The sequence below is a fragment of the Paenibacillus sp. J31R109 genome (genome assembly GCF_059692055.1).
This window is the reverse complement of record NZ_JCAUAR010000001.1, coordinates 819,323-838,381: the sequence shown is the minus strand read 5'-3', so window position 1 is coordinate 838,381 and position 19,059 is coordinate 819,323. Positions and strand designations below refer to the sequence as shown.

The 19,059-nt window shown below is 40.5% G+C and carries 19 protein-coding genes; 1 reads left to right on the top strand and 18 read right to left on the bottom strand.

Annotation, left to right across the window (positions count from 1 at the left end; all coding sequences use genetic code 11):
• Positions 1 to 48: 48 nt before the first annotated feature.
• From AC58QT_RS03870 to AC58QT_RS03805, 14 genes are all read right to left on the bottom strand, one after another.
• A complete protein-coding gene (locus tag AC58QT_RS03870; RefSeq protein ID WP_497407753.1) occupies positions 49 to 930 on the bottom strand; it encodes a carbohydrate ABC transporter permease in 882 nt (293 codons plus the stop codon).
• Between the two features lie 18 nt (positions 931 to 948).
• The gene (locus tag AC58QT_RS03865) at positions 949 to 1,908 is read right to left on the bottom strand and encodes an ABC transporter permease (protein WP_497407752.1); all 960 of its coding nucleotides are present in this window, start codon (positions 1,906 to 1,908) and stop codon (positions 949 to 951) included.
• Positions 1,909 to 2,063: 155 nt separating this feature from the next.
• Positions 2,064 to 4,406, bottom strand: a complete 2,343-nt coding sequence (locus tag AC58QT_RS03860) for a helix-turn-helix domain-containing protein (protein ID WP_497407751.1) — start codon at positions 4,404 to 4,406, stop codon at positions 2,064 to 2,066.
• Between the two features lie 318 nt (positions 4,407 to 4,724).
• On the bottom strand, positions 4,725 to 5,234 hold the full coding sequence (locus tag AC58QT_RS03855; protein ID WP_497407750.1) for a P-loop nucleotide/nucleoside kinase family protein: 510 nt from the start codon (positions 5,232 to 5,234) through the stop codon (positions 4,725 to 4,727).
• A 68-nt stretch (positions 5,235 to 5,302) separates the two neighbouring features.
• Entirely contained in the window at positions 5,303 to 5,929 is a 627-nt protein-coding gene (yqeK, locus tag AC58QT_RS03850) for a bis(5'-nucleosyl)-tetraphosphatase (symmetrical) YqeK (RefSeq protein WP_497407749.1), read from the bottom strand.
• 160 nt (positions 5,930 to 6,089) lie between these two features.
• Positions 6,090 to 6,647 carry a hypothetical protein gene (locus tag AC58QT_RS03845; protein ID WP_497407748.1) on the bottom strand — a complete coding sequence of 186 codons (558 nt, stop codon included), beginning with the start codon at positions 6,645 to 6,647 and terminating at the stop codon, positions 6,090 to 6,092.
• Between the two features lie 41 nt (positions 6,648 to 6,688).
• Positions 6,689 to 7,249 (bottom strand): ATP-binding protein, encoded by a 561-nt coding sequence (locus AC58QT_RS03840; RefSeq protein WP_497407747.1) that lies wholly within the window; start codon positions 7,247 to 7,249, stop codon positions 6,689 to 6,691.
• 55 nt (positions 7,250 to 7,304) lie between these two features.
• Positions 7,305 to 8,426 (bottom strand): amidohydrolase family protein, encoded by a 1,122-nt coding sequence (locus AC58QT_RS03835; RefSeq protein WP_497407746.1) that lies wholly within the window; start codon positions 8,424 to 8,426, stop codon positions 7,305 to 7,307.
• 206 nt (positions 8,427 to 8,632) lie between these two features.
• Positions 8,633 to 8,983 carry a hypothetical protein gene (locus AC58QT_RS03830; protein WP_497407745.1) on the bottom strand — a complete coding sequence of 117 codons (351 nt, stop codon included), beginning with the start codon at positions 8,981 to 8,983 and terminating at the stop codon, positions 8,633 to 8,635.
• Between the two features lie 76 nt (positions 8,984 to 9,059).
• Positions 9,060 to 9,755: an HAD family hydrolase gene (locus tag AC58QT_RS03825; RefSeq protein ID WP_497407744.1), complete on the bottom strand. Its 696-nt coding sequence runs from the start codon at positions 9,753 to 9,755 to the stop codon at positions 9,060 to 9,062.
• A gap of 174 nt (positions 9,756 to 9,929) precedes the next feature.
• Positions 9,930 to 10,742 (bottom strand): class I SAM-dependent methyltransferase, encoded by an 813-nt coding sequence (locus AC58QT_RS03820; RefSeq protein WP_497407743.1) that lies wholly within the window; start codon positions 10,740 to 10,742, stop codon positions 9,930 to 9,932.
• A gap of 45 nt (positions 10,743 to 10,787) precedes the next feature.
• A complete protein-coding gene (locus AC58QT_RS03815; protein WP_497407742.1) occupies positions 10,788 to 11,582 on the bottom strand; it encodes a Cof-type HAD-IIB family hydrolase in 795 nt (264 codons plus the stop codon).
• A gap of 67 nt (positions 11,583 to 11,649) precedes the next feature.
• Positions 11,650 to 12,378: a GNAT family N-acetyltransferase gene (locus AC58QT_RS03810; protein ID WP_497407741.1), complete on the bottom strand. Its 729-nt coding sequence runs from the start codon at positions 12,376 to 12,378 to the stop codon at positions 11,650 to 11,652.
• A 33-nt stretch (positions 12,379 to 12,411) separates the two neighbouring features.
• Complete coding sequence (locus AC58QT_RS03805) at positions 12,412 to 12,996, bottom strand: hypothetical protein (protein WP_497407740.1); 585 nt, start codon at positions 12,994 to 12,996, stop codon at positions 12,412 to 12,414.
• 416 nt (positions 12,997 to 13,412) lie between these two features.
• Here AC58QT_RS03805 and AC58QT_RS03800 point away from each other — a divergent pair, with 416 nt between their 5' ends.
• Complete coding sequence (locus AC58QT_RS03800; RefSeq protein WP_497407739.1) at positions 13,413 to 14,198, top strand: alpha/beta fold hydrolase; 786 nt, start codon at positions 13,413 to 13,415, stop codon at positions 14,196 to 14,198.
• A gap of 75 nt (positions 14,199 to 14,273) precedes the next feature.
• On the opposite strand, the gene AC58QT_RS03795 is transcribed toward AC58QT_RS03800, so the two are convergent.
• From AC58QT_RS03795 to AC58QT_RS03780, 4 genes are all read right to left on the bottom strand, one after another.
• Entirely contained in the window at positions 14,274 to 15,161 is an 888-nt protein-coding gene (locus AC58QT_RS03795; RefSeq protein WP_497407738.1) for a fructose bisphosphate aldolase, read from the bottom strand.
• 306 nt (positions 15,162 to 15,467) lie between these two features.
• Positions 15,468 to 16,451, bottom strand: a complete 984-nt coding sequence (gene murD, locus AC58QT_RS03790) for a UDP-N-acetylmuramoyl-L-alanine--D-glutamate ligase (protein ID WP_497407737.1) — start codon at positions 16,449 to 16,451, stop codon at positions 15,468 to 15,470.
• Between the two features lie 746 nt (positions 16,452 to 17,197).
• Positions 17,198 to 18,049, bottom strand: coding sequence for a carbohydrate ABC transporter permease (locus tag AC58QT_RS03785; RefSeq protein WP_497407736.1), 852 nt, complete (start codon positions 18,047 to 18,049; stop codon positions 17,198 to 17,200).
• 20 nt (positions 18,050 to 18,069) lie between these two features.
• Complete coding sequence (locus tag AC58QT_RS03780; protein ID WP_497407735.1) at positions 18,070 to 18,951, bottom strand: carbohydrate ABC transporter permease; 882 nt, start codon at positions 18,949 to 18,951, stop codon at positions 18,070 to 18,072.
• Between the last annotated feature and the right edge of the window lie 108 nt (positions 18,952 to 19,059).

The window sequence follows — 19,059 nt, the reverse complement described above, 5'->3', positions numbered from 1 at the left end:
CTTTATGATCCTATTTTTTTTCAAGCCTGCTGGATGAATCAGCTCTGATTATCCTTTTACAGAACCTAACATCACACCTTTTGTAAAATGCTTTTGCAAGAAGGGGTAGACCATCAAAATGGGAACCGTTGACACAACAACAGCGGCCATCTTGATCGTTTGAGTAGGCAGCTGCTTATCCGAAGCCATCTCTACCGCCACGGCTCCGCCAACTGAAGTATCGGAGTCAATGAGCATGTTGCGCAGCACAATTTGTAAAGGCACCTTCGTAAAATCATTGATATACAACACGGCACTAAAGAACGTATTCCAGTAGGCCACTGCATAAAACAACCCAAATGCGGCTAGCGATGCGACAGAAAGCGGTAAAATAATGCGGAAAAAGATGCTTAGGTCGTTACACCCATCAATCATTGCAGCTTCTTCCAACTCTACAGGAATGCTGTCAAAGAAACTTTTCATCAATATCACATACCAGCCGCTGGTCAAAACAGGGACAATCAACGCCCATACACTGTTTATGAGGCCCAGATCGCGGACTAATAGATAAGTGGGGATAATTCCCGGATTAAAAAGGATCGTGAACATCACCATGATCATCATGGCTTTCCTTCCACGCAGTCTCTTCCGAGATAGTCCGAATGCGAAGGCTGAGGTAACGATGAGGCTTAATATTGTTCCCACCGTTGCTAGAAAAGCACTAACCCCTGTTGCACGAAGGAAAGCGGAAGTGGAAAGCAAATACTCATAAGCACCTACACTCCATTTACTTGGGAACAGGACAAAACCATATTTTTCTACGTATTCACTAGGTTCCGTAAAGGAAACAACGAATACGTAATACAAAGGAAATAACGTAATAATGCCAACAACTACAAGCAGCAGGACATTCGCTATGCCAAATATACGGTCACCTAAGCTTTCTCTCATTGCATGTCCTCCTCAGGCTTAATACACTCCCTCTTCGCCGAAACGTTTGGCCAGCCAGTTAGCCCCAACAACAAGCACAAGTCCTATAACTGATTTAAATAAACCGGCTGCTGTCGTGTAACTGAATTGCCCTTGTTGAATCCCATTTCGATATACATACGTTTCGAAGACGTCGGCAACATTAGCAACTGCGCCATTACTCATCAAAAACACCTGTTCAAAACCAACATCCATGATTTGCCCCAAGCGCAAAATTAAAAGGATAATGATGACATTACGAATTCCCGGCAGCGTTATATGCCACATTTGTCTAATCCGGCTGGCACCATCCATCTTCGCTGCTTCGTAAAGTTGCGAGTCAATACCTGTAATGGCTGCAAGGAAAATAATCGTTCCCCAGCCTGTGTCTTTCCAAATATTTTGACCCGTAAGCAGACCCCAGAAGAAATTTTCGTTCGTCAGAAAATCAATTTTGGAAAAACCTGCATATTCGAGCATCATGTTCACAATTCCATTCGATTGCGAAAGTAATAAAAAGGTAATCCCTGCAATAATGACCCACGAAAGAAAATGCGGCAAGTACACAATGGATTGTACAACGCGTTTAAAATATTTGTTCGTTACTTCATTCATGCATAGTGATAATAGAATCGGAAGTGGAAAAAAAAAGACCAGACTCAACAAACTAATCATCATGGTATTACGGAACAAAATAAAGAAACTAGGGTTCGTGAAAAAGCGAACGAAATTCTCAAAGCCTACCCAAGTGCTCTTAAACACGCCCATATAAGGCGAATAATCCTGAAAGGCGATAACTAGCCCCCACATTGGGTAATATTTGAAAATAAGAAAATAGAGGACACCTGGAAGAACCAATAGATACAGGTACTTGTCACGCTTGAATTCGGACCACAGTGAAGTCTTTGACTTCCTTTGAAGAAGTTGCCGTTGATTTGCCTTCGTCACTTGGATACCCATGTACCAATCCTCCCTTCCCTTACTGGTAATCAGCTGATGGCCTAAATGTAAAGCACTTGCCGAGTGAAGGCAATAATAATAAATTATTACTATGCCTCGAAAAATTTCCGGCTATTGTCTTTTTTTGAAATGAATAAAAAAGCCCTTCAAACACGTTAGAAAGGGCTTGTATATGATGATTGCGTATGCTTTTCCCGATACTGACGGGGAGTGATATCTTCACTCTTCTTGAACATGCGGATCAGGTAAGACGGTTGATAATGCAATTGCTCCGCGATATCATTGATTTTCAAATCCGTTGTAACGAGTAGTTCCTTACACTTCTCTATCCTCATTCGAACTATCGTATCGATAAAATTGATTCCGTTGATTTGCTTGAACGCTTTGCTTAGCTTGGAAGGACTCATTTGTAGCTGATCCGCGTACATTTCAAGCGATACATCCAATAAGATATCCTTCTGCATTTGCAAAATAAGATTATCAACGATCTCTCTTAAATTGCTATCGTACGTTATGGTTAACGTTTTTACAAAGGGCCTTATCAGCTTGTATTGGAACCACTCCACGATCTGGTCCGGCTCGGACAGCTGCATAAGCTGCTCATAAAGATGAACCCCACCATATAAGGCAAATAGGTTGGATTCGTGCTTGATGATCGCATGATGAATAGTTCCGAGCAGTTTCATCATCCCTTGGTGAACCATTAATTCAGCGCTATTATTGCTTTGCAGCTCATGCATGAATTGCTTGATAAGACGCATCGCCTCATCTTCAAGTCCCATACTGACCGTATGCACAATCTCTCTTTCCAGCTCAAAAGGAAAATGATTCTGACTCGTCGTCGTCAACATAAACTGACTCATATCCAACATTTGATTGGATGTATGATGATCACGAAATCGCAGTGCTTTTCTCGTCTGCTCCAAAATCTTAGGTATGTCCTTCATCGAATCCGTTATTCGGCTAGTCACAATCGTAACCTTTAAATTCAGCACATTATTGATCGCTACGATGTAGTCGTGAGCAAGCTTGTTAAAATTTGCTTTAATCGCTTCATCTGAACTATTGGGATCTAGAACAAAAAGCACACCAATGGATAAATCCTGAAAGTTAATGATATGAACCATATTTGCTTTCTCGTTACTAAGCTCCTTAATAATATTAGAAGCCGCAAACGTGACCAACTGAGCATCTCGCTCCGAAAATTTTCCGCCTAAGTCCGAAATACCGTGAAACTGCGCGACCATTATGGCAAATGTTTTATATGACACATCCCAATCCAGTTGCTTCAATTTCTGAATAAGCTCGGATTCCGTATGCGTGTACAAATTCCCTTGCAAAAATTGCAGTAAAAAGCTCTCACGAAGCGCAGGTATGGACTGCTTAATCTGAATGGAAAGATCTTGTTCTACTTGAAGCTGCATCCTCCATTGATGCTCGATATAGGTAATTTCATCTTTTTCGTTCAACCTATTATTTCTGGAATTTTCAAAAAGACTCTTCAACCGATAAATGGGATCGTATATTTTATTGGAAGCAAACCAAGAAAGTGCTAACCCAATAATCAATCCAAACACACTAATCCAGAGAATAAGCTTCGATAAGGAAGTAACGGGAGCTACGATTTGCGATATCGGTGTAGCAGAGACAACCGTCCATTTACTACCTAACTTGGCTATTTTCCCATACGATACGTTATATTTTTGATGATGCCAGTCGAATTTAAACATATTTTCATTGGTATTTTGTACACTTATTTGGCTCTTTAATGCATCTTCCAGCGTCAGTAACTCTTGACTATCTTCATGACTTGGCAGCGTTGTTAAATAGTCTCCATTTTCATTAAAAAGAAAAGCGACGCCTTCCCCTGAAACGAGTTTCTGAACCATCGTATTTAATTTATTTTGATCCAAGTAAATAATGAACATCCCGAAGGAACCATACATTTGTCCACCTGGAAGCTTAATAATGATCGCTTTATTTAGCGAGTCTGGCAGATTTATCTTTTTTAATGAATAATTCCAATAGATCGTTCGCTCTGTATCCAGCAATGAGTTCAACAGATTACGGTCCTCATCTGTTCGGACAGAATGGAACCCCGCCTCATCTCCGATAATCTTATCTGAACCACGTAAGTACAGGCTTACACTGTTAATAAGAGAATTCGATTCGGTTATAAGTGAAAACGATTTCATAAGTTCATTTGTTGTTTGGAACTCTTGTACGAAATCCAACTTCTTCAATGTCTCGTCCAAACTCCGGTCGAAAGCAAGTCGCACTACTGAATGCTCCAGATTGGCCATATAATCATTCAATTGCTGGATCGAAGAATGGAGTTGATTCTGATGAGCTTTGTTCACTTCAGTTTCTATCCGTTCTGTGCCAATATAATAAATAATGACGCCAATAACAGCAATCGGAATGCAGGTAATCAGCAGAACAATACCTAAATTTTTCCAATAAATAGTTCCCCTGCTTTTACTCAGTAGCTTATTCATCGCGCTTCTTCACTCCCTTGGCAGTATACTATCTATTTATCAGATCAAGGAGCACCAGAATTTAGTAAAACACCTCATCACAGTTGCATTAATTTACATCACTCCAATTCTTTTTGCATTAAATTTTCTTATCATCCAGAATACGTCATTATCGCCATTTAATGAATTACATCTACTTATCAATTCTATGTATTAACTCATATATCCTTCCATAGAAATCTGTCAAGTACGCATAGAAGGCTACCGATCCTTTGATTTCGATAGTCTTCCTTCATGCTATTTAACTATAGTTATCTGTTGAAATCTACTGTGCCAAGCTTAAACAAAAGACTGGATTTTCTCAACATTTGTATCTTTATTCAAAACAGTATCTATCATTAGTTCTCCCTCAAAATTCTCTGGCCCAAGATCCTTATAGTGTTCTTTTAGCTCTGCTAAATTTGTTATTAATTGGTTAGGTAATGGACTGATGCTTCGATTAGCAAGTCTTTCCGACCACGCTAACTCATCACTGCAAATACAATGTATCGTTTTTAATTCCCCGCCTCTTTCTGTAATCCAATTTTCTAGTTTCCTTACATCCACAATATTATTTAGTCCGTAATCGATTATTATCGCGGCATTTGCATGGATTATGTTCTCTAAGAAACGATAAAGGAAATCGAAGCAGATTTTGTTTCTTGAACTATGCTCTGGAACGAATGCAGCAACAGAATCATAAATATCATCCTTATGTAACACAGGTACATTGATTCTCTTAGCTATCTCATTGGATAATGTTGATTTGCCAGTCCCAGCTCTTCCTCTAAATAGAATGATTTTAGACATACAATCCCTCCATCCTTTTCAATCTTTTACCTAAGGTACCAGTGGCAACTCAGAGTAGTAATAAGATCTTATAACCGCTTGCTTAGAGCGAGCATCTCTTCTCTAGCTTCGATAAGCCACGGATGTACTAATTTCAACTTGTTCCTCTGATCCCACACATGATTTAAGTAAATAAGGACTGCTCCATTCAAATCTAATAAATCAATTTTTTCTTTCATTTTTTCTTGGTATGGATGTTCTCCAGGAAGATCCCATGAAATCTTGTCTGAGACAAATATAATCTTGTCCAATAAACTTGAACTAGCTTTTAAAGTTGTATGGCATTCAATAACATTTAGTACATTAACATTCGTGCAACCAAATATCTTTATTGCCATGTCCTTTGAAAGTTTCTGATGGATTATCCGATGATAACTGTACTCTTCATCCAATATATCCATACCTGAACTCTCAGCTATACTCATCATACTAGTTGCAGGAATCACGTTACTTATATCATGAAGAAAAGCTGCTTGGGATGCGAGATCGCTATCTAAGTTGAACATTTTTGCTATTCGAACTGCTTCATTAGCTACAGAAATAGTATGCTGATATGTATCTTGCTCATTATGAATAACAAGAAATCGTTCAATATCTTTCTTCATCTCTCCTGTAAAAGTTATGCCTTTAGTATAACTTTCATATATTTTGCTCACACAAGTCCCCCCAAGTTTTTATTTCTTTTGACTTTCTTCAAAAAGACTCCAAGAAGTGGAAAAAAGTTCAAATCTGATATAATCGTTAACGGGAAAAAGGCAGCCGCATGATGTCGGTTGCCTGCGCTGGTGCTGTATTGAACTAAAGATTTCCGACAGCTCAATTATCAAGCCCCTCAACAGGGAGTAAAAAATTGTTTAATGGTTTATCATCCCAAATTTGTACTTCGATGTACCTCTCCGGTCCATCTTTCCCCTGATTATTCCATTCTTGTGGCAATCCAAATTCATCAATTACTTGATAAATCTCATTTAACGTATACACCTGACCTCGATATTTCTTTCCATCTTGATACCTCATGGTTGGAAACAAATCCCCATATGTAAAACTTAGAGTCATTGAGTCGAATTCTGTAATTGGAATTCGAAGCACCTTACCTTGATTATACCAGTCCATGAGCCACGGACACTCTCCAACAGTCATGTAATGGGGATAACTTCGAATAGGTTTACCACCTTTTTCTATAAATAATTCCCTTGCTCTATTTTCAAGATTTCGACGAATCGTAAGATAATCCATTGATCTTTTACTCGCAAATCCTCTTTTCTGAACACGAAGATCATTGAGAACTCGTTCAGCTTCTTTGGGTTCTAAATCAGATAAATTACAAAAGGGTCCTACGGAATCATCGTAATAATGGTATAGGAATTCAATCATCCAAACGCCACCTATTTTTGCAAAATGAATCAAGTCACTCTCTAAGCGTTATCTTGAATAATACTAATTACTTGCTGTTTCACATTCTCAACTTTATTACTGTCGTCAATTGCAAAATAATAATTAGCTTCGTGCTGTTCTGGTTTTGTCCATTCGCCATTGTCCAATCGAGTTTCCTGCCGACTAAGCACTTCTTCAAAAGAAACTGCAATATTCAATGCAGAACTTCGTCCACTCATGAGGATTCTTTTTTGAAGAACATTAAATGGGAGATCGAAAAAAACAATTATGCTCATGAATCCATTGGCATGCAAATCCTCGAGTAGCTTTGTACGAGACAAATAGTCGAGGTTTGAATTGCAAAGAATGAGGTGCTTGTCTGTTTGAGAAATAGCATAATCCAGAATGGTTCGCGTTATAGCATGTTTTAGTATTTTAGAATCTTGAGGCGAAACTAATCTCGTATAGTAGGACGTAAGGAAACCAGCATGATTATCTTGGTCAATTACCACTGAATTTGATAATCTACTTTCGATGTCTTTTGCAAACGTGGATTTTCCACTATGTGTTTTTCCAACAGTAATAATTACGAAACGTTTCATCTGGATTAACTCCTTACATTTAGAACTGTTCCGTGTCCCTGATACTGGGAGCCACTTATTCAGGCAGAATTTTACCTGCTTCGAGCTTTGTTAGCGATGAAACATCGTACTTACTGCCTGTTCTCTTATTTAATTCACGAATCTGTTCCTTCTGAGTCTTGGTAGCTGGTTGTTTCTGTATTAAAGAAAACAAATTGTCATACGCCACTTTTCGTACCAACACAGGATCATCTTTTATCAAATCTAGCATCATATACATGCCCTCTATTCCCTGTTCTTCACCACGCACCATGTCATAGCCAGAGTCTGTCGATAACATAAATCGATCTGGATATTTACGTATGACACTCACAAAATCCTCCAGTTTATTGGTGCTCGCTGGATTGAAGGCGGTAAAACCCGCAAAAAAATCGATATACAAATTATTATATGATTTTAATAGTGTCTCTATATTTTCTGGCCTGTTATAAGCATTGGCATGGGCGAAAATGAATGTCGTGTTAGGATATGCAACCAATGCCTCCTCCAACTTGATAATGGGATACCCTGATGGTGGATCAATATGAAGAAGTAGAGGCGCTTTATATTCGGCACATAGTTCATATAGCTGAGGTAAAATCCCGTCCATGGGATGAGTAGCTTTCCATTCAGCATTCGAGACTGCAGGAGAATGAATTGAAGCAGCAGCAATTTCTCCAATTCCGAAAAAACCCTTTTCTAACTTATCTTTTGCTTCTTGAAGAGCCATGGGATCCTTTAAATTAATACCAGAAAAAAAAGGGATGATCCGATCAGGATACCTCTTGTAATTTGTCCAAGTAGACATGTCATGCAAGACTGCGATTCCCCTAGAAACCTCGCCAAATAAGACAACTCGATCTACATTGGCATTTTCCCATAAGCTTAACTTTTCATAAATACCCAGAACTGAACCATGGTTGTGAGCATCTGCTAATGGAATTCCATCGAATTCTTTAACCCAGTCCTGGATGCTTTTCTGCTTCGTACTGGTTGGCACTTGTGAGGTGGGTTCAGCTACCGGTGTAGCAGTGACCTCAATGGTTTGTAGTGTTTCCTGATGGGATCCCGGTAAGCTTCTTTCTATTAGAAGCAATCCGCAGGCAAGCAAAACGATGCTGCCTCCTGAAATCCAAATCCAATTGTGAATCCTTTTCAATACACTTCCACCTCCCTTGTTGTTCATGATCTTATCAGAAAGTTCTAGCGTTTATAACTTTTCTTGGTAAGAAGCTACTCTATCAGTTTATTTTATTGGAAAAGTTTGGACAATATAATTAATAATTTTATTCAATGATTTACTCAATAAAAAAAGCCTGATTTCTCAGGCACTCACATTTGCTAAATATAGAGAATCAATCTCAATTAACGCTCGTAACCGGGATCTTCGTAATCTGTATTTGTAAGTTTATTAAGGATGTTCGTATCATGAATATGAGCCTTCGTCTTATCAGTTCCCAATTCGTAGATGAATTGATAAAGTTTGAGTAGATCATCGTTAAATTGATCCGTAGCTTTATCGTGATCGGCGGATTTATACGGAATTGCTGCTCTGAATTGTGTCACATCATCGTCTCGCTTTAGTTGCTCAAGCATTTGAGAAAGCCTTTCGAGCTCTTCCTCTGTCCCGCGGACCTCAAGCTGTTCATTCATAGAAGCTTCCCTATCCATACTTTTATTGGATACTGAGACGTAAAGTGTATGTATAGTAGACATGCCAAACACTCCCTTTCATATAGACTACTTCCTATTAAAGCCAATACGGCTTATTTGAAACAGTGTTCTTCGAGAGTTATCGTTCTACGTTAGAGTGTAATGGCGGAAACAAAGCAATCAATTCTTGTAACGAATTTATTATGTAATCTGGAGAATAATTTGCTGGCAATACTTTATTTTTCCGATTAATCCAAGCAACCTTAATTCCTGCGTTTTGGGCACCTGCAACATCACTAGAGAGTGAGTCACCAACATGTAGAACCTCTAAAGGGTTGAGTTTATATGCTTTAAGGGCTTGCTGAAACATATCCGGTCTTGGCTTATATGATTTGACATCCTCACTGGTAATCAGGTTATCGAATGATAATCCATTATGATTTATTGCTGATTGAATGTCATTTCGGTCGATGTTTGAAAGGATTATTTTGGGGGTGGTGATACTGTTTAAAAATACATTTGTATCCTCAAATAGTTGGGGAGCTTGCCAGTGATTAAATAAAATTTCGCTAAGTTCTCTTGGATTTTCAAATGAGTTGAAAAAGGAAATAGTATCCTCTAACGATAGTATTTCGATTTCTCGTTGCGTTCTAAAGTTAGCACCATAAGAGGAATAAAAGGTTTTCGAAAAAGAATTCCACCAGTATTTCCCAATCTCTTCAGTCGTAGTTGGAGTTGAAGTTGATTTCAATATTTTCCTACATATTTCCTCCACTAACACATCATCTTCATGTACGAGTGTACCGTAGAAATCAAGAAACACCACTTTATACATAATTCCCCTACACATCCTTTCTTTAGCTCTATATCACTGTACCACTTTACCATAGTAACGTGTTTGGGTTCATTTGTATATACCATTTCACTTCATTTGATTAGCACAGACTTTACGCCACTTCAATGACAAAGAGGAGCTGCCGTCAAGCAAGCGCCTCCATCTATTGTTCTCCTATCGTTTTCTTGCCTTAATTACAAAAGTGACAGGAAGCATCTTCGCTTTTTCCGCAAATTTGTCACCGCTAGTTCGCGATTGCATAATATCATCATCAGATTCCTCAATCAATTGTTCAATGACAAATCCCGCTTTTGCCAACGCATTCACATAGGTTGATAGTTTACGGTCCGATAATGTTAGCGTACTTCCGCCAAGAGATAGCTTGTACCAAGATTCGTCGAAATAAGATTTTTTGAATACAAGCTTATGATCTTCTGCAGCAACACATTTGTGTATAGGGTGAGACCAGCTAAAAATAAACACGCCGTCTTTTTTTAGATAAGTTGCGATCCGGCGAAAAGTACCTTCAAGGTCAGTGGTCCAGCCTATTGCATACACAGAATAAACAAAATCAAAATAATCATTTGGTAGGCCACATTCTTCTTCCATGGGAGAACAGATTAATTTTGCTGAAAGTCCAAACTCCGTCAAATGTTGCTTTGTCTTCTCGAGTTGGTTTTCTGATATATCCATACCCCAAAGTTCAGATGCGTTGCGTTCCCCTAGATATTGCAAAGATTGACCGCTTCCACAGCCTATTTCGAGTACCTTTTTTCCTGTGACATCGCCAAAAAGCTGGCATTTTTCTTCTGAGACAAATGCGCCATAAAGAGGAAGCGAGGTTGCGCCTAAAACATCATTTCCATTTGTATCCCAAAATAAGCTGTTTGTTTCATGAATAACACTCGTATGCATGTCGCCGACCGAGATGACACTAATCTCACTACCGCCAACACTACTTTTTCCATAAGTAGAATGCTTGTCCATACAGTCACACTCCCAAAAGTAGATTCAATCATTACCAATATGTGATTACACCACAAATTTCTCAAGAGCAACAGCAACACCATCGTTATCATTTGATTCGGTAATGTGTTTTGCCGAATTTTTCAGCTCAATGATCGCGTTTTCCATAGCGATCGGGAATCCGCATGTATGGAATAGTCCTAAATCGTTAAAGTCATCACCAAATACCATTACATTTTCTGGCTTCACCCCGATGTCAGTAAGCACCCATTGCACGGCATCTTCCTTGGATGCTGATTTGTGCATAATTTGAACCAATACGCCTCCATCGGTTGCAATTACGTTCAGATGGTTACCGAATTGCTCGACAACATCTCTCCAGTTGTTATAACCATGAACCAATATTTTTGTAGGGGACAATGAACTAATAAAATCCCTATTAACAACCAGCGGTTTAGGATCATTTGAACGGATACCAAAATGACCAAGTTGCGTATCATGAATTGGCGAACATGTGTACCATGAGTCATTGTCCTCGTATGAAATAATCGACTGGGGTGCATGAAACTCAATGAAATTGTTAATCTGTTGGCTAATTGCTATTGGGATGCTAATGTGCCGCTGAGTTTGCTTTGACTTACATGTTATTAAAGCACCATTGTAATAAACCAAGTAATCTACAAAAGGAAAATTTTTCACAAATTGATTCGCTGCTCTTGGTGGTCGTGCCGTTGCAACAATGATATGAATACCCGAATCAAAACATCTTTTAACACTCTGATAATTTCTAGGTGATATCGATTTGTCACTGTCGAGCAATGTACCGTCCAAATCTAATACAATGGCCTCTATGTCCGACATCTGTCTTCTCTCCTTCAATGTATTTTTTCCAATAATACCCTGATTTTAGGAGATATGCTAGACAGAATTACTCAAGTATCCTGATAGCCAATGTACTAGCTAATTTTTCATAGCCCAGCGATTTAGCAATGGCAACTGAAGGACGATTGGACATTAAAGTTTGATAATGCATTATGAAACCATCTTCTAACCCTTTTCTAGTTAATGCGCTTACAACTGCTTTGGCGTGCCCTTTACCTCGATAATCTGGGTGACTTACAATACCTATGCTTAGAAAACCAGCATCCTCAACTTCCCAAGAGCCTGCTGCTACAATCTTGCCATCAGATATTCTTGCTAGTATTGGCTGTCTATTGATCTCTATGGAGCTATGCTCCCACTCCGTTTCAGAGCAAGATTTACGTAAATCATGAAGTAGCGCTCGTTGATGTGAAGTAACAAGTTCTACGACCTCAAAGGAAGATACTTCAAGAAATGAAGCCTTATCGATGTATCCCTGAAATGCAGGACCAATAATCTTGTACTTATCTATCTCAATTGACTTTACAAGAAAATTCGCATCAAATGTTTCAACTGGCTGTCTACCACTTATGGCCCTTTTTAAAACCGAGGTATACTTAATAGGCGACGATATTATGCATGTCGTTCCATTAAAAAAGCAATAAATACCCTTATATCCTTCCAAAGTCTTAGCGTGTTTACGAACGATGACATTCGGAATCGTCATGGATGAAACATCACAATCAAATCGCTCTGCCCAAGCTTTATATACTTTGAGTTTGGTTTCTTCATCCAATGAACCCACACCCCCATCATCTATTTTTATGTGTCACTTATCATTTACCTTCATTCTTCTGCGTCTTTTGAAATAGCATACAATTCCCAGAAGGCACACTATCAAAATGACACCCATGATCCATACATCATAGTCTTTATCCGTCATAAACCACATTTTATATGCTACATTCACCTGTTTTGTTGGAGCATTTCCCTCACCTAATTGTTTGTCTATCTGGTTAAGTGCCTGTACTTCTTTAACTGGAGCGCAAGGACTACTCACTAACTCTCCGTTGAGATTTTGCGTGTAAAGTAAGTATGATTTTCCTTTTTCATACGCAAATCCCCACGTATAATCCGTTGCCACAATGATTTGTGAAGGAACCTCCATGTTCCAGCTTCTTTCAACATCAACCAGTATGTATGTAATATACTCTTTAGGACCTATTAAACCCTTTTGCTTGATATCTCCCTTAATTTGAATGACTTCACCATATACGGCTCCTCCGAAAGTCTCCAGTCGCACCTTAGGATCATCAGCTACCTTACCACAAGATAATGCATTCACATCATTTTTGAGGAAAACAAGAAATATAAGACTAACTATTAGTAAAGACAAACAGATTTTTAACTTCAAACAGCTCAACCCCTACATGTGTAAAGTACTTTAAGGTTAAGACGATGCTTCTATCCAAATGTTTCATAAATCCCAAAAATTTCTATTAGCACTACACTTCCGTTACGTATTGTATCGAGGAATATTATAAAAAAGGTGTAATGATTCTGTTGAATTTTTATAAAAAATTCATAAAGATCCAGCAAACTCCCCATCAGCTCAGCCATAAATCTTTGTAAAATTATGAATTAATGAATGTACCAAGCTTCTGGTCATGAATCAATTGGGTTTTATCGACATTTCGTCGATTTCTAGCTCATTTCAATCGTTTTACATATGAAAATCGGCATTACAACATTTTACAAGGGGGATTGAGAGAGCGTAATATACGTCTCGAAGCGCAAAGAAGAAATAACAGGCTTCAGGAGGATAAGTCCATGTTTTTACACCATTTTGAAACAGGTACCCAGAACCATACAACTTTAGTTTTCTTGCATGGAAGCAGCCTAGGAGGCTGGATGTGGCGACCTCACGTTGATTATCTATCTAAATTCCACTGCATCATTCCTGATCTACCTGAACACAGAGGAAGCATACACAGAGGAATTTTTTCAATTCCCAATGCTGCAGAACATATGGCTGAGATCATCAGGAAAAAGGCTCATGGCAAACGAGCCCATATCATTGGACTAGATCTCGGTGGGCAAGTGGCTCTTCAATTATGCGCATCAGCACCTGAACTTGTAGAAAGCATGCTAGTCAGTGGTGTTTGTACCAAACCTTCTATGACCATAAAATGGATGTCACACCTGCAAAGATTTATTTTGCCAATTAAACATCATGATTGGTTCATTCGAGCTCAAATGAAACAATGGGGCATCCCAATGAAACACTTTGAAGAGGTCCGAAAAGATATCATCATGCAGGACTGGCATTCATCCCTGAGACTTTCGAGAGAAAATATGGCATTTCAATTACCAGATATCTCCTCATGTCAACATGTTCCACCTTTGCTTGCGATTGCTGGAGAAAGAGAAGGTATTTATATCCAGCAATCGTTACTAGATTTGTGTGCTTCTTATCCTAGTTCTAAGAGTTATGTAGTGAGAAGAGCAAAGCACAACTGGCCACTGGAAACACCAGCACTTTTCTCTAAGACCGTATTATCTTGGATTACAGGAAATCCGTTACCCGAGATCCTAGTTTCGGCCAATCCTAATTAAGTAAAGAAAACCATTAACCACGCATTCAAGCAAAAAAAGCCCGCATCTACAATCACGGGCTCGCTATCGTCTTCTTTAGGAGATCGACGCTTCGTATATAGACCGAATGGAACGAGTCAGCATCTCGTTGAACTGCTCATCCGATTGTTGATCTGACAAACCTTCAGCCAATGCACGAGAGAAGCTAGCGATCAAGCCGTGATTCCGAGCCAACCGTTCGTTGGCTTCTTCCCGTTCATATCCGCCTGACAGTGCGACTACCCGAGCGACATGTGGCTCGTCCATTAGATCAATATAGAAATTATCCTCGGTTGGGATTGAGAGCTTCAGCATAATGGACATATCAGGCTCAAGAGCGGATAGCTGGTTGAAGATTTCGGCTTTTAATATCCGTTCCGCTTCCCCCTTGTCAATGCTGTTAATATCGACTTCGGGCTCGATAATGGGGACAAGTCCTGCGGACCAAATTTGTTTGCCCAGCTCGAACTGCTGTTCAACTACCCTGCGAATCCCCTCCGGATTCGCCTCGTGAATGACCGAACGCATCTTAGTTCCGAAGACGTTGCGCTCAACCGCACGCTGGAGCAAACCGCTTAGATCGGGCATGGGCTTCAATACCTGAACGCCGTCTTCTAACTCTGCCAAGCCCTTATCTATTTTCAAAAATGGTACGATGCCTTTCTTCTCCCACAAGAAGTCGGCTGTCAACAGCCCATCGATCTCCCGGTCCATCGTGTTCTCAAATAGAATGGCACCAATGATGGATTGTGCATCAAACGCAGGACTCTTGATAATGCGCGTCCTCATTTCATGAACCAACGCAAACATCTCCTCATCGCCAGAAAAGCGATTCGCCTCGATGCCGTACTGCTGTAGTGCCTTCGGTGTACTCCCTCCACTTTGATCCAACGCTGCAATGAACCCTTGACCAGTCTGAATTCGTTCCATTTGCTTCTTGTTCATGTACGGAGTTCCTCCCTTAAATGCTGTTTTCTTTCATTGTACATCAAAAGGGTTAACAATAAAAAAAGTCCAGCGGAATAAAAGGCTGCCACGCGGCAGCCCTTCACAATAGTTATCTATCGGATCAGTTCAATTCATACCATTCCCTCAGACCGACCGGTGCAGTGACCCGACCAGGTCTATAAAGTGACGCCCACGCTCTTCAAAGTTACGATATTGGTCAAACGCAGTGCATGCAGGACTCAGCAGCACGATGTCTCCCGGTATGGCCAACTTGTGAGCCTGCGACACTGCTTCAGCCAGTCCTTAGCATTGGACAATAAGCGGACAATTCGGCACTTTGCGCGCATCTGCCTCGATTTGGCTAGCCGCTTCTCCGATTAACAGCAGTACCTTGACATGATCAGGCAGCAGCCTAGCCAGCTCGTCAAACGGTACTTTCTTATCTCGTCCGCCGGCGATCAGCAGCACCTTTCCCACATGCGCATGCAGAGTGGCAACCGTACGAGCGGGGCTCGAGCCGATTGAATTGTTGTAATATTGTACGCTATCCACTGTTGCTACCCACTGGTTTCGGTGCTCCACGCCAACGAAATTGCGCACCGCTTCTAGGATTGCTTCATCTGACACCGTCCCCCGCACAGCCGTCATGGCAGCCATAACGTTCTCCACGTTATACCAACCCGGCAAACGAATATCACTGATGGGCAATAGACCATCGATTATGCCATGTTCGACAGTGTGCATGCCGAAATACTTGGTCCGTCCTAGCCCGCGCAGTTCGGCGGTCGCTGGATTGTCGCTGTTTAGGACGGCAACGTCATTAGCACCCTGGAAATCCAGCAAGCGGCGCTTGGCAGCGGTATATTCATCTATGTCGCGGTGCCAGTCGAGATGATTAGGCGAAAGGTTGGTAATTACCGCCACATGGGGAGAGCGCGTCATGTCCATCAGCTGAAAGCTGGACAGCTCGACCGCGCACACATCCATCGACGACATCTCGCCCGCACGTGTGAGAAGTGGCGTCCCAATGTTGCCGCCAAGATGAACCGTACGCCCCCCGTCAGCCAACATGTCTGTAATCAACGAAGTAGTGGTCGTTTTGCCGTCCGAACCGTTCACGCCAAAAATAGGACAAGGGCGCAGCGCAAAGAACTCTGCCATCTCACTGGTCACACGGCTGCCGCTAGCACGGGCCAATTCCAATGCCGGATGATCAGGACGCATGCCCGGAGTGCGGAATACGACGTCGCCACCAACGTGATGCAGATAATTCTCGCCCAGCAGCAATCCGACGCCTAGTTGGTCCCACTCTTCCCGAGGCAAGGCCGGGTTGCGATCACGTATGGTGACGTGAGCCCCTGAAATTTGTTATTCACTAAATATACCACATATTGGAATCATTCTTCCTTTACAGTTAGGTTCAGCATTCACCAATTACATGATCATTTCTTTTAAGAAAAGATAAAATCCATATCGTGTAAATAATGACAACCATAAAAACTGACAAATAAAACAACACATTGCATACATAAAATTTCATATATTGCCCAATAAAATCAAATCCATATACTAGTATGAACAAATAGCTTATTCCGCGCATGGCATTATAGATCCAACTATCGCTCTTAATTAGGAACTCATCGATACGAATTTCTCTTTTGATCGTATTTCTATAACATAAACCAAACAAAACCAAGTGAACAATAATATGAATGATTGCAAACATAAAACTTCCCATAATTGCAGCAATGAATGGTATTCCCATGCTATCTCCATCAGAGGGGAGTTGTAAGGATTCAACGTACTCATTATCAACAATCATTTGCCAAACTGAGGCGGTAAAGAGGAAACAAGAAAATATGGAAACCAAAATGCTAATCGTAAAAAAATGGTATTTATTTAGTTTCAGATAATCTCCCCCCTTTTTTGCAATAAGATCATAATTCAATCAATAAAATTCTACCATATATTGGAACAAATATCGTCTAAAACAAAAAAAGGCTGTCCCATAAGTGAGACAACCTCTTTTAACCTTATCCCTTCACAGCAGAACTTGAAACCCCTTGAATGATGTACTTTTGACCAATGATAAAAACAATCAAGATAGGAACGATACCCGCTGAAGTTGCGGCCATCATACCGTTGTAATCAATATTAAATTCTTGGATGAAATTTTGTAGACCGAGCGGTACAGTAAATAAATCCTTATCTAACAAGAACACGATGGCGTTCTCGTAGTCGTTCCAGTGCCATGAAAAATCGATAATCGCCAATGTTGCAATGGCAGGTTTTGCAAGCGGCAGCATAAGCTGCCAGAAAATCCGAAAATGCCCCGCGCCATCAATAAAGGCTGATTCTGATATCTCTTTAGGAATGCCGATCATGAACTGACGCATAAGGAAAACACCTAAGATTGTAAATAGACCTGGCAAAATTAATGCCCAGTGTGTATTGTAGATGCCCACCCAGTTGAACATAATGAATTTGGGAACGAACAAGACTTGCGGCGGAACCATCATCATGGATAAATAAAGGACGAATAAGGAATCTCTCCCTTTAAATTCCACACGCGAAAAGCCATAAGCAGCAAGTGCTGATAAGAACGTGGCTCCAATTGTTGAAATTACCGCAATTTTTAGCGAGTTCCAGTAATATATGAGAAAGCTGTCTTTCCCGAACCATACTTTTTCATGATGCTCCAACACCCAATGCTTTGGAATCCAAGAAATGGGATACGAGAACACTTCCTGAGGTGTTTTGAATGAAGTAGAAATCATCCAGATAAATGGCAGGATGGTCGTAATCGCTAAGGCCAGCATGATGCACGTCATGATGACCTTGACGCCTACTTTTTGCCCATCGGATACTTTCGTTTGCGCAGACATGTTGATCACTTCCTATCTGATTAGTAATGAACCCATTTCTTCTGACCGTACCATTGAACCAACGTAATAATCAGAATAATGATGAATAATGCCCATGAAATGGTGGAAGCGTAGCCCATCTCGTAATATGAAAACGCTGTCTTGTAGACAAATAAGGACAGAATCGTTGTCGAGCTTCCCGGGCCGCCATGCGTTGTAGCCTCGATAATTCCAAATGTTTTGATGGTCATAATTAAGCCCGTAATCATCAATAAAAAAGTCGTAGGACTTACCAGTGGGAATACGATTTTACGAATCGTGGTCCAGTAACTTGCCCCGTCCATTTTCGCCGCCTCTAATTGTTCCGTCGAAATTTCCTGCAAAGCAGCTAGATAAATAATCATGTTATATCCTAGCAAAAACCAAATCCAGATGACATCCATCGCATACATAGCGGAGTCCATTGATCCAAACCATTGCGGCGGATGCTTAATACCGATTGCCATTAAGAACTGATTGATAGGTCCCTGGGTCGGATGGAACAGAAGCATCCATACAAAGCCGATTGCGACTCCGGACGTGATGTAAGGCATGAAGTACATAGCTTTCAGTAAACCTTTAAGGTACACCAGGTTATTCAGTACGACGGCAATGACAAAACCTAACGCAATCGAAACCGGAACAGCCAGCATAAAAATAAATGTATTTTTCAGCGATACATAGAACATCTCATCATGCAGTAGTCGTTGTATGTTATCTAACCCTGTGAAATGAAACGCAGGATTACCGAATTTCCAATCTGTAAACGCCAAGCCCAGCGAGAACAAGGCTGGCAAAATGTAAAAGACGAGAACACCAAGCATATTGGGAGCAATAAAGAGCATGCCGATTTTTTGTTGCCGTTTCATCCAGTTGTTATTCATCCCTTGACTCCTTTAACGTATTAGCCGAGCTGACTTCCACTTGCATCAGCGGAGCGATACGATTTATTTAGAGCAAAGGAGACTCTGAATCAGAGCCTCCTTGCATGG

Coding starts and splice junctions, on each gene's coding strand:
- AC58QT_RS03825 (WP_497407744.1), bottom strand. CDS start 9,755: ATGTATAAAGTGGTGTTTCTTGATTTCTACGGTACACTCGTACATGAA.
- AC58QT_RS03795 (WP_497407738.1), bottom strand. CDS start 15,161: ATGAACAAGAAGCAAATGGAACGAATTCAGACTGGTCAAGGGTTCATT.
- AC58QT_RS03830 (WP_497407745.1), bottom strand. CDS start 8,983: ATGTCTACTATACATACACTTTACGTCTCAGTATCCAATAAAAGTATG.
- AC58QT_RS03785 (WP_497407736.1), bottom strand. CDS start 18,049: ATGTCTGCGCAAACGAAAGTATCCGATGGGCAAAAAGTAGGCGTCAAG.
- AC58QT_RS03820 (WP_497407743.1), bottom strand. CDS start 10,742: ATGGACAAGCATTCTACTTATGGAAAAAGTAGTGTTGGCGGTAGTGAG.
- AC58QT_RS03865 (WP_497407752.1), bottom strand. CDS start 1,908: ATGGGTATCCAAGTGACGAAGGCAAATCAACGGCAACTTCTTCAAAGG.
- AC58QT_RS03870 (WP_497407753.1), bottom strand. CDS start 930: ATGAGAGAAAGCTTAGGTGACCGTATATTTGGCATAGCGAATGTCCTG.
- AC58QT_RS03860 (WP_497407751.1), bottom strand. CDS start 4,406: ATGAATAAGCTACTGAGTAAAAGCAGGGGAACTATTTATTGGAAAAAT.
- AC58QT_RS03780 (WP_497407735.1), bottom strand. CDS start 18,951: ATGAATAACAACTGGATGAAACGGCAACAAAAAATCGGCATGCTCTTT.
- AC58QT_RS03840 (WP_497407747.1), bottom strand. CDS start 7,249: ATGAAACGTTTCGTAATTATTACTGTTGGAAAAACACATAGTGGAAAA.
- AC58QT_RS03845 (WP_497407748.1), bottom strand. CDS start 6,647: ATGATTGAATTCCTATACCATTATTACGATGATTCCGTAGGACCCTTT.
- AC58QT_RS03800 (WP_497407739.1), top strand. CDS start 13,413: ATGTTTTTACACCATTTTGAAACAGGTACCCAGAACCATACAACTTTA.
- AC58QT_RS03855 (WP_497407750.1), bottom strand. CDS start 5,234: ATGTCTAAAATCATTCTATTTAGAGGAAGAGCTGGGACTGGCAAATCA.
- AC58QT_RS03815 (WP_497407742.1), bottom strand. CDS start 11,582: ATGTCGGACATAGAGGCCATTGTATTAGATTTGGACGGTACATTGCTC.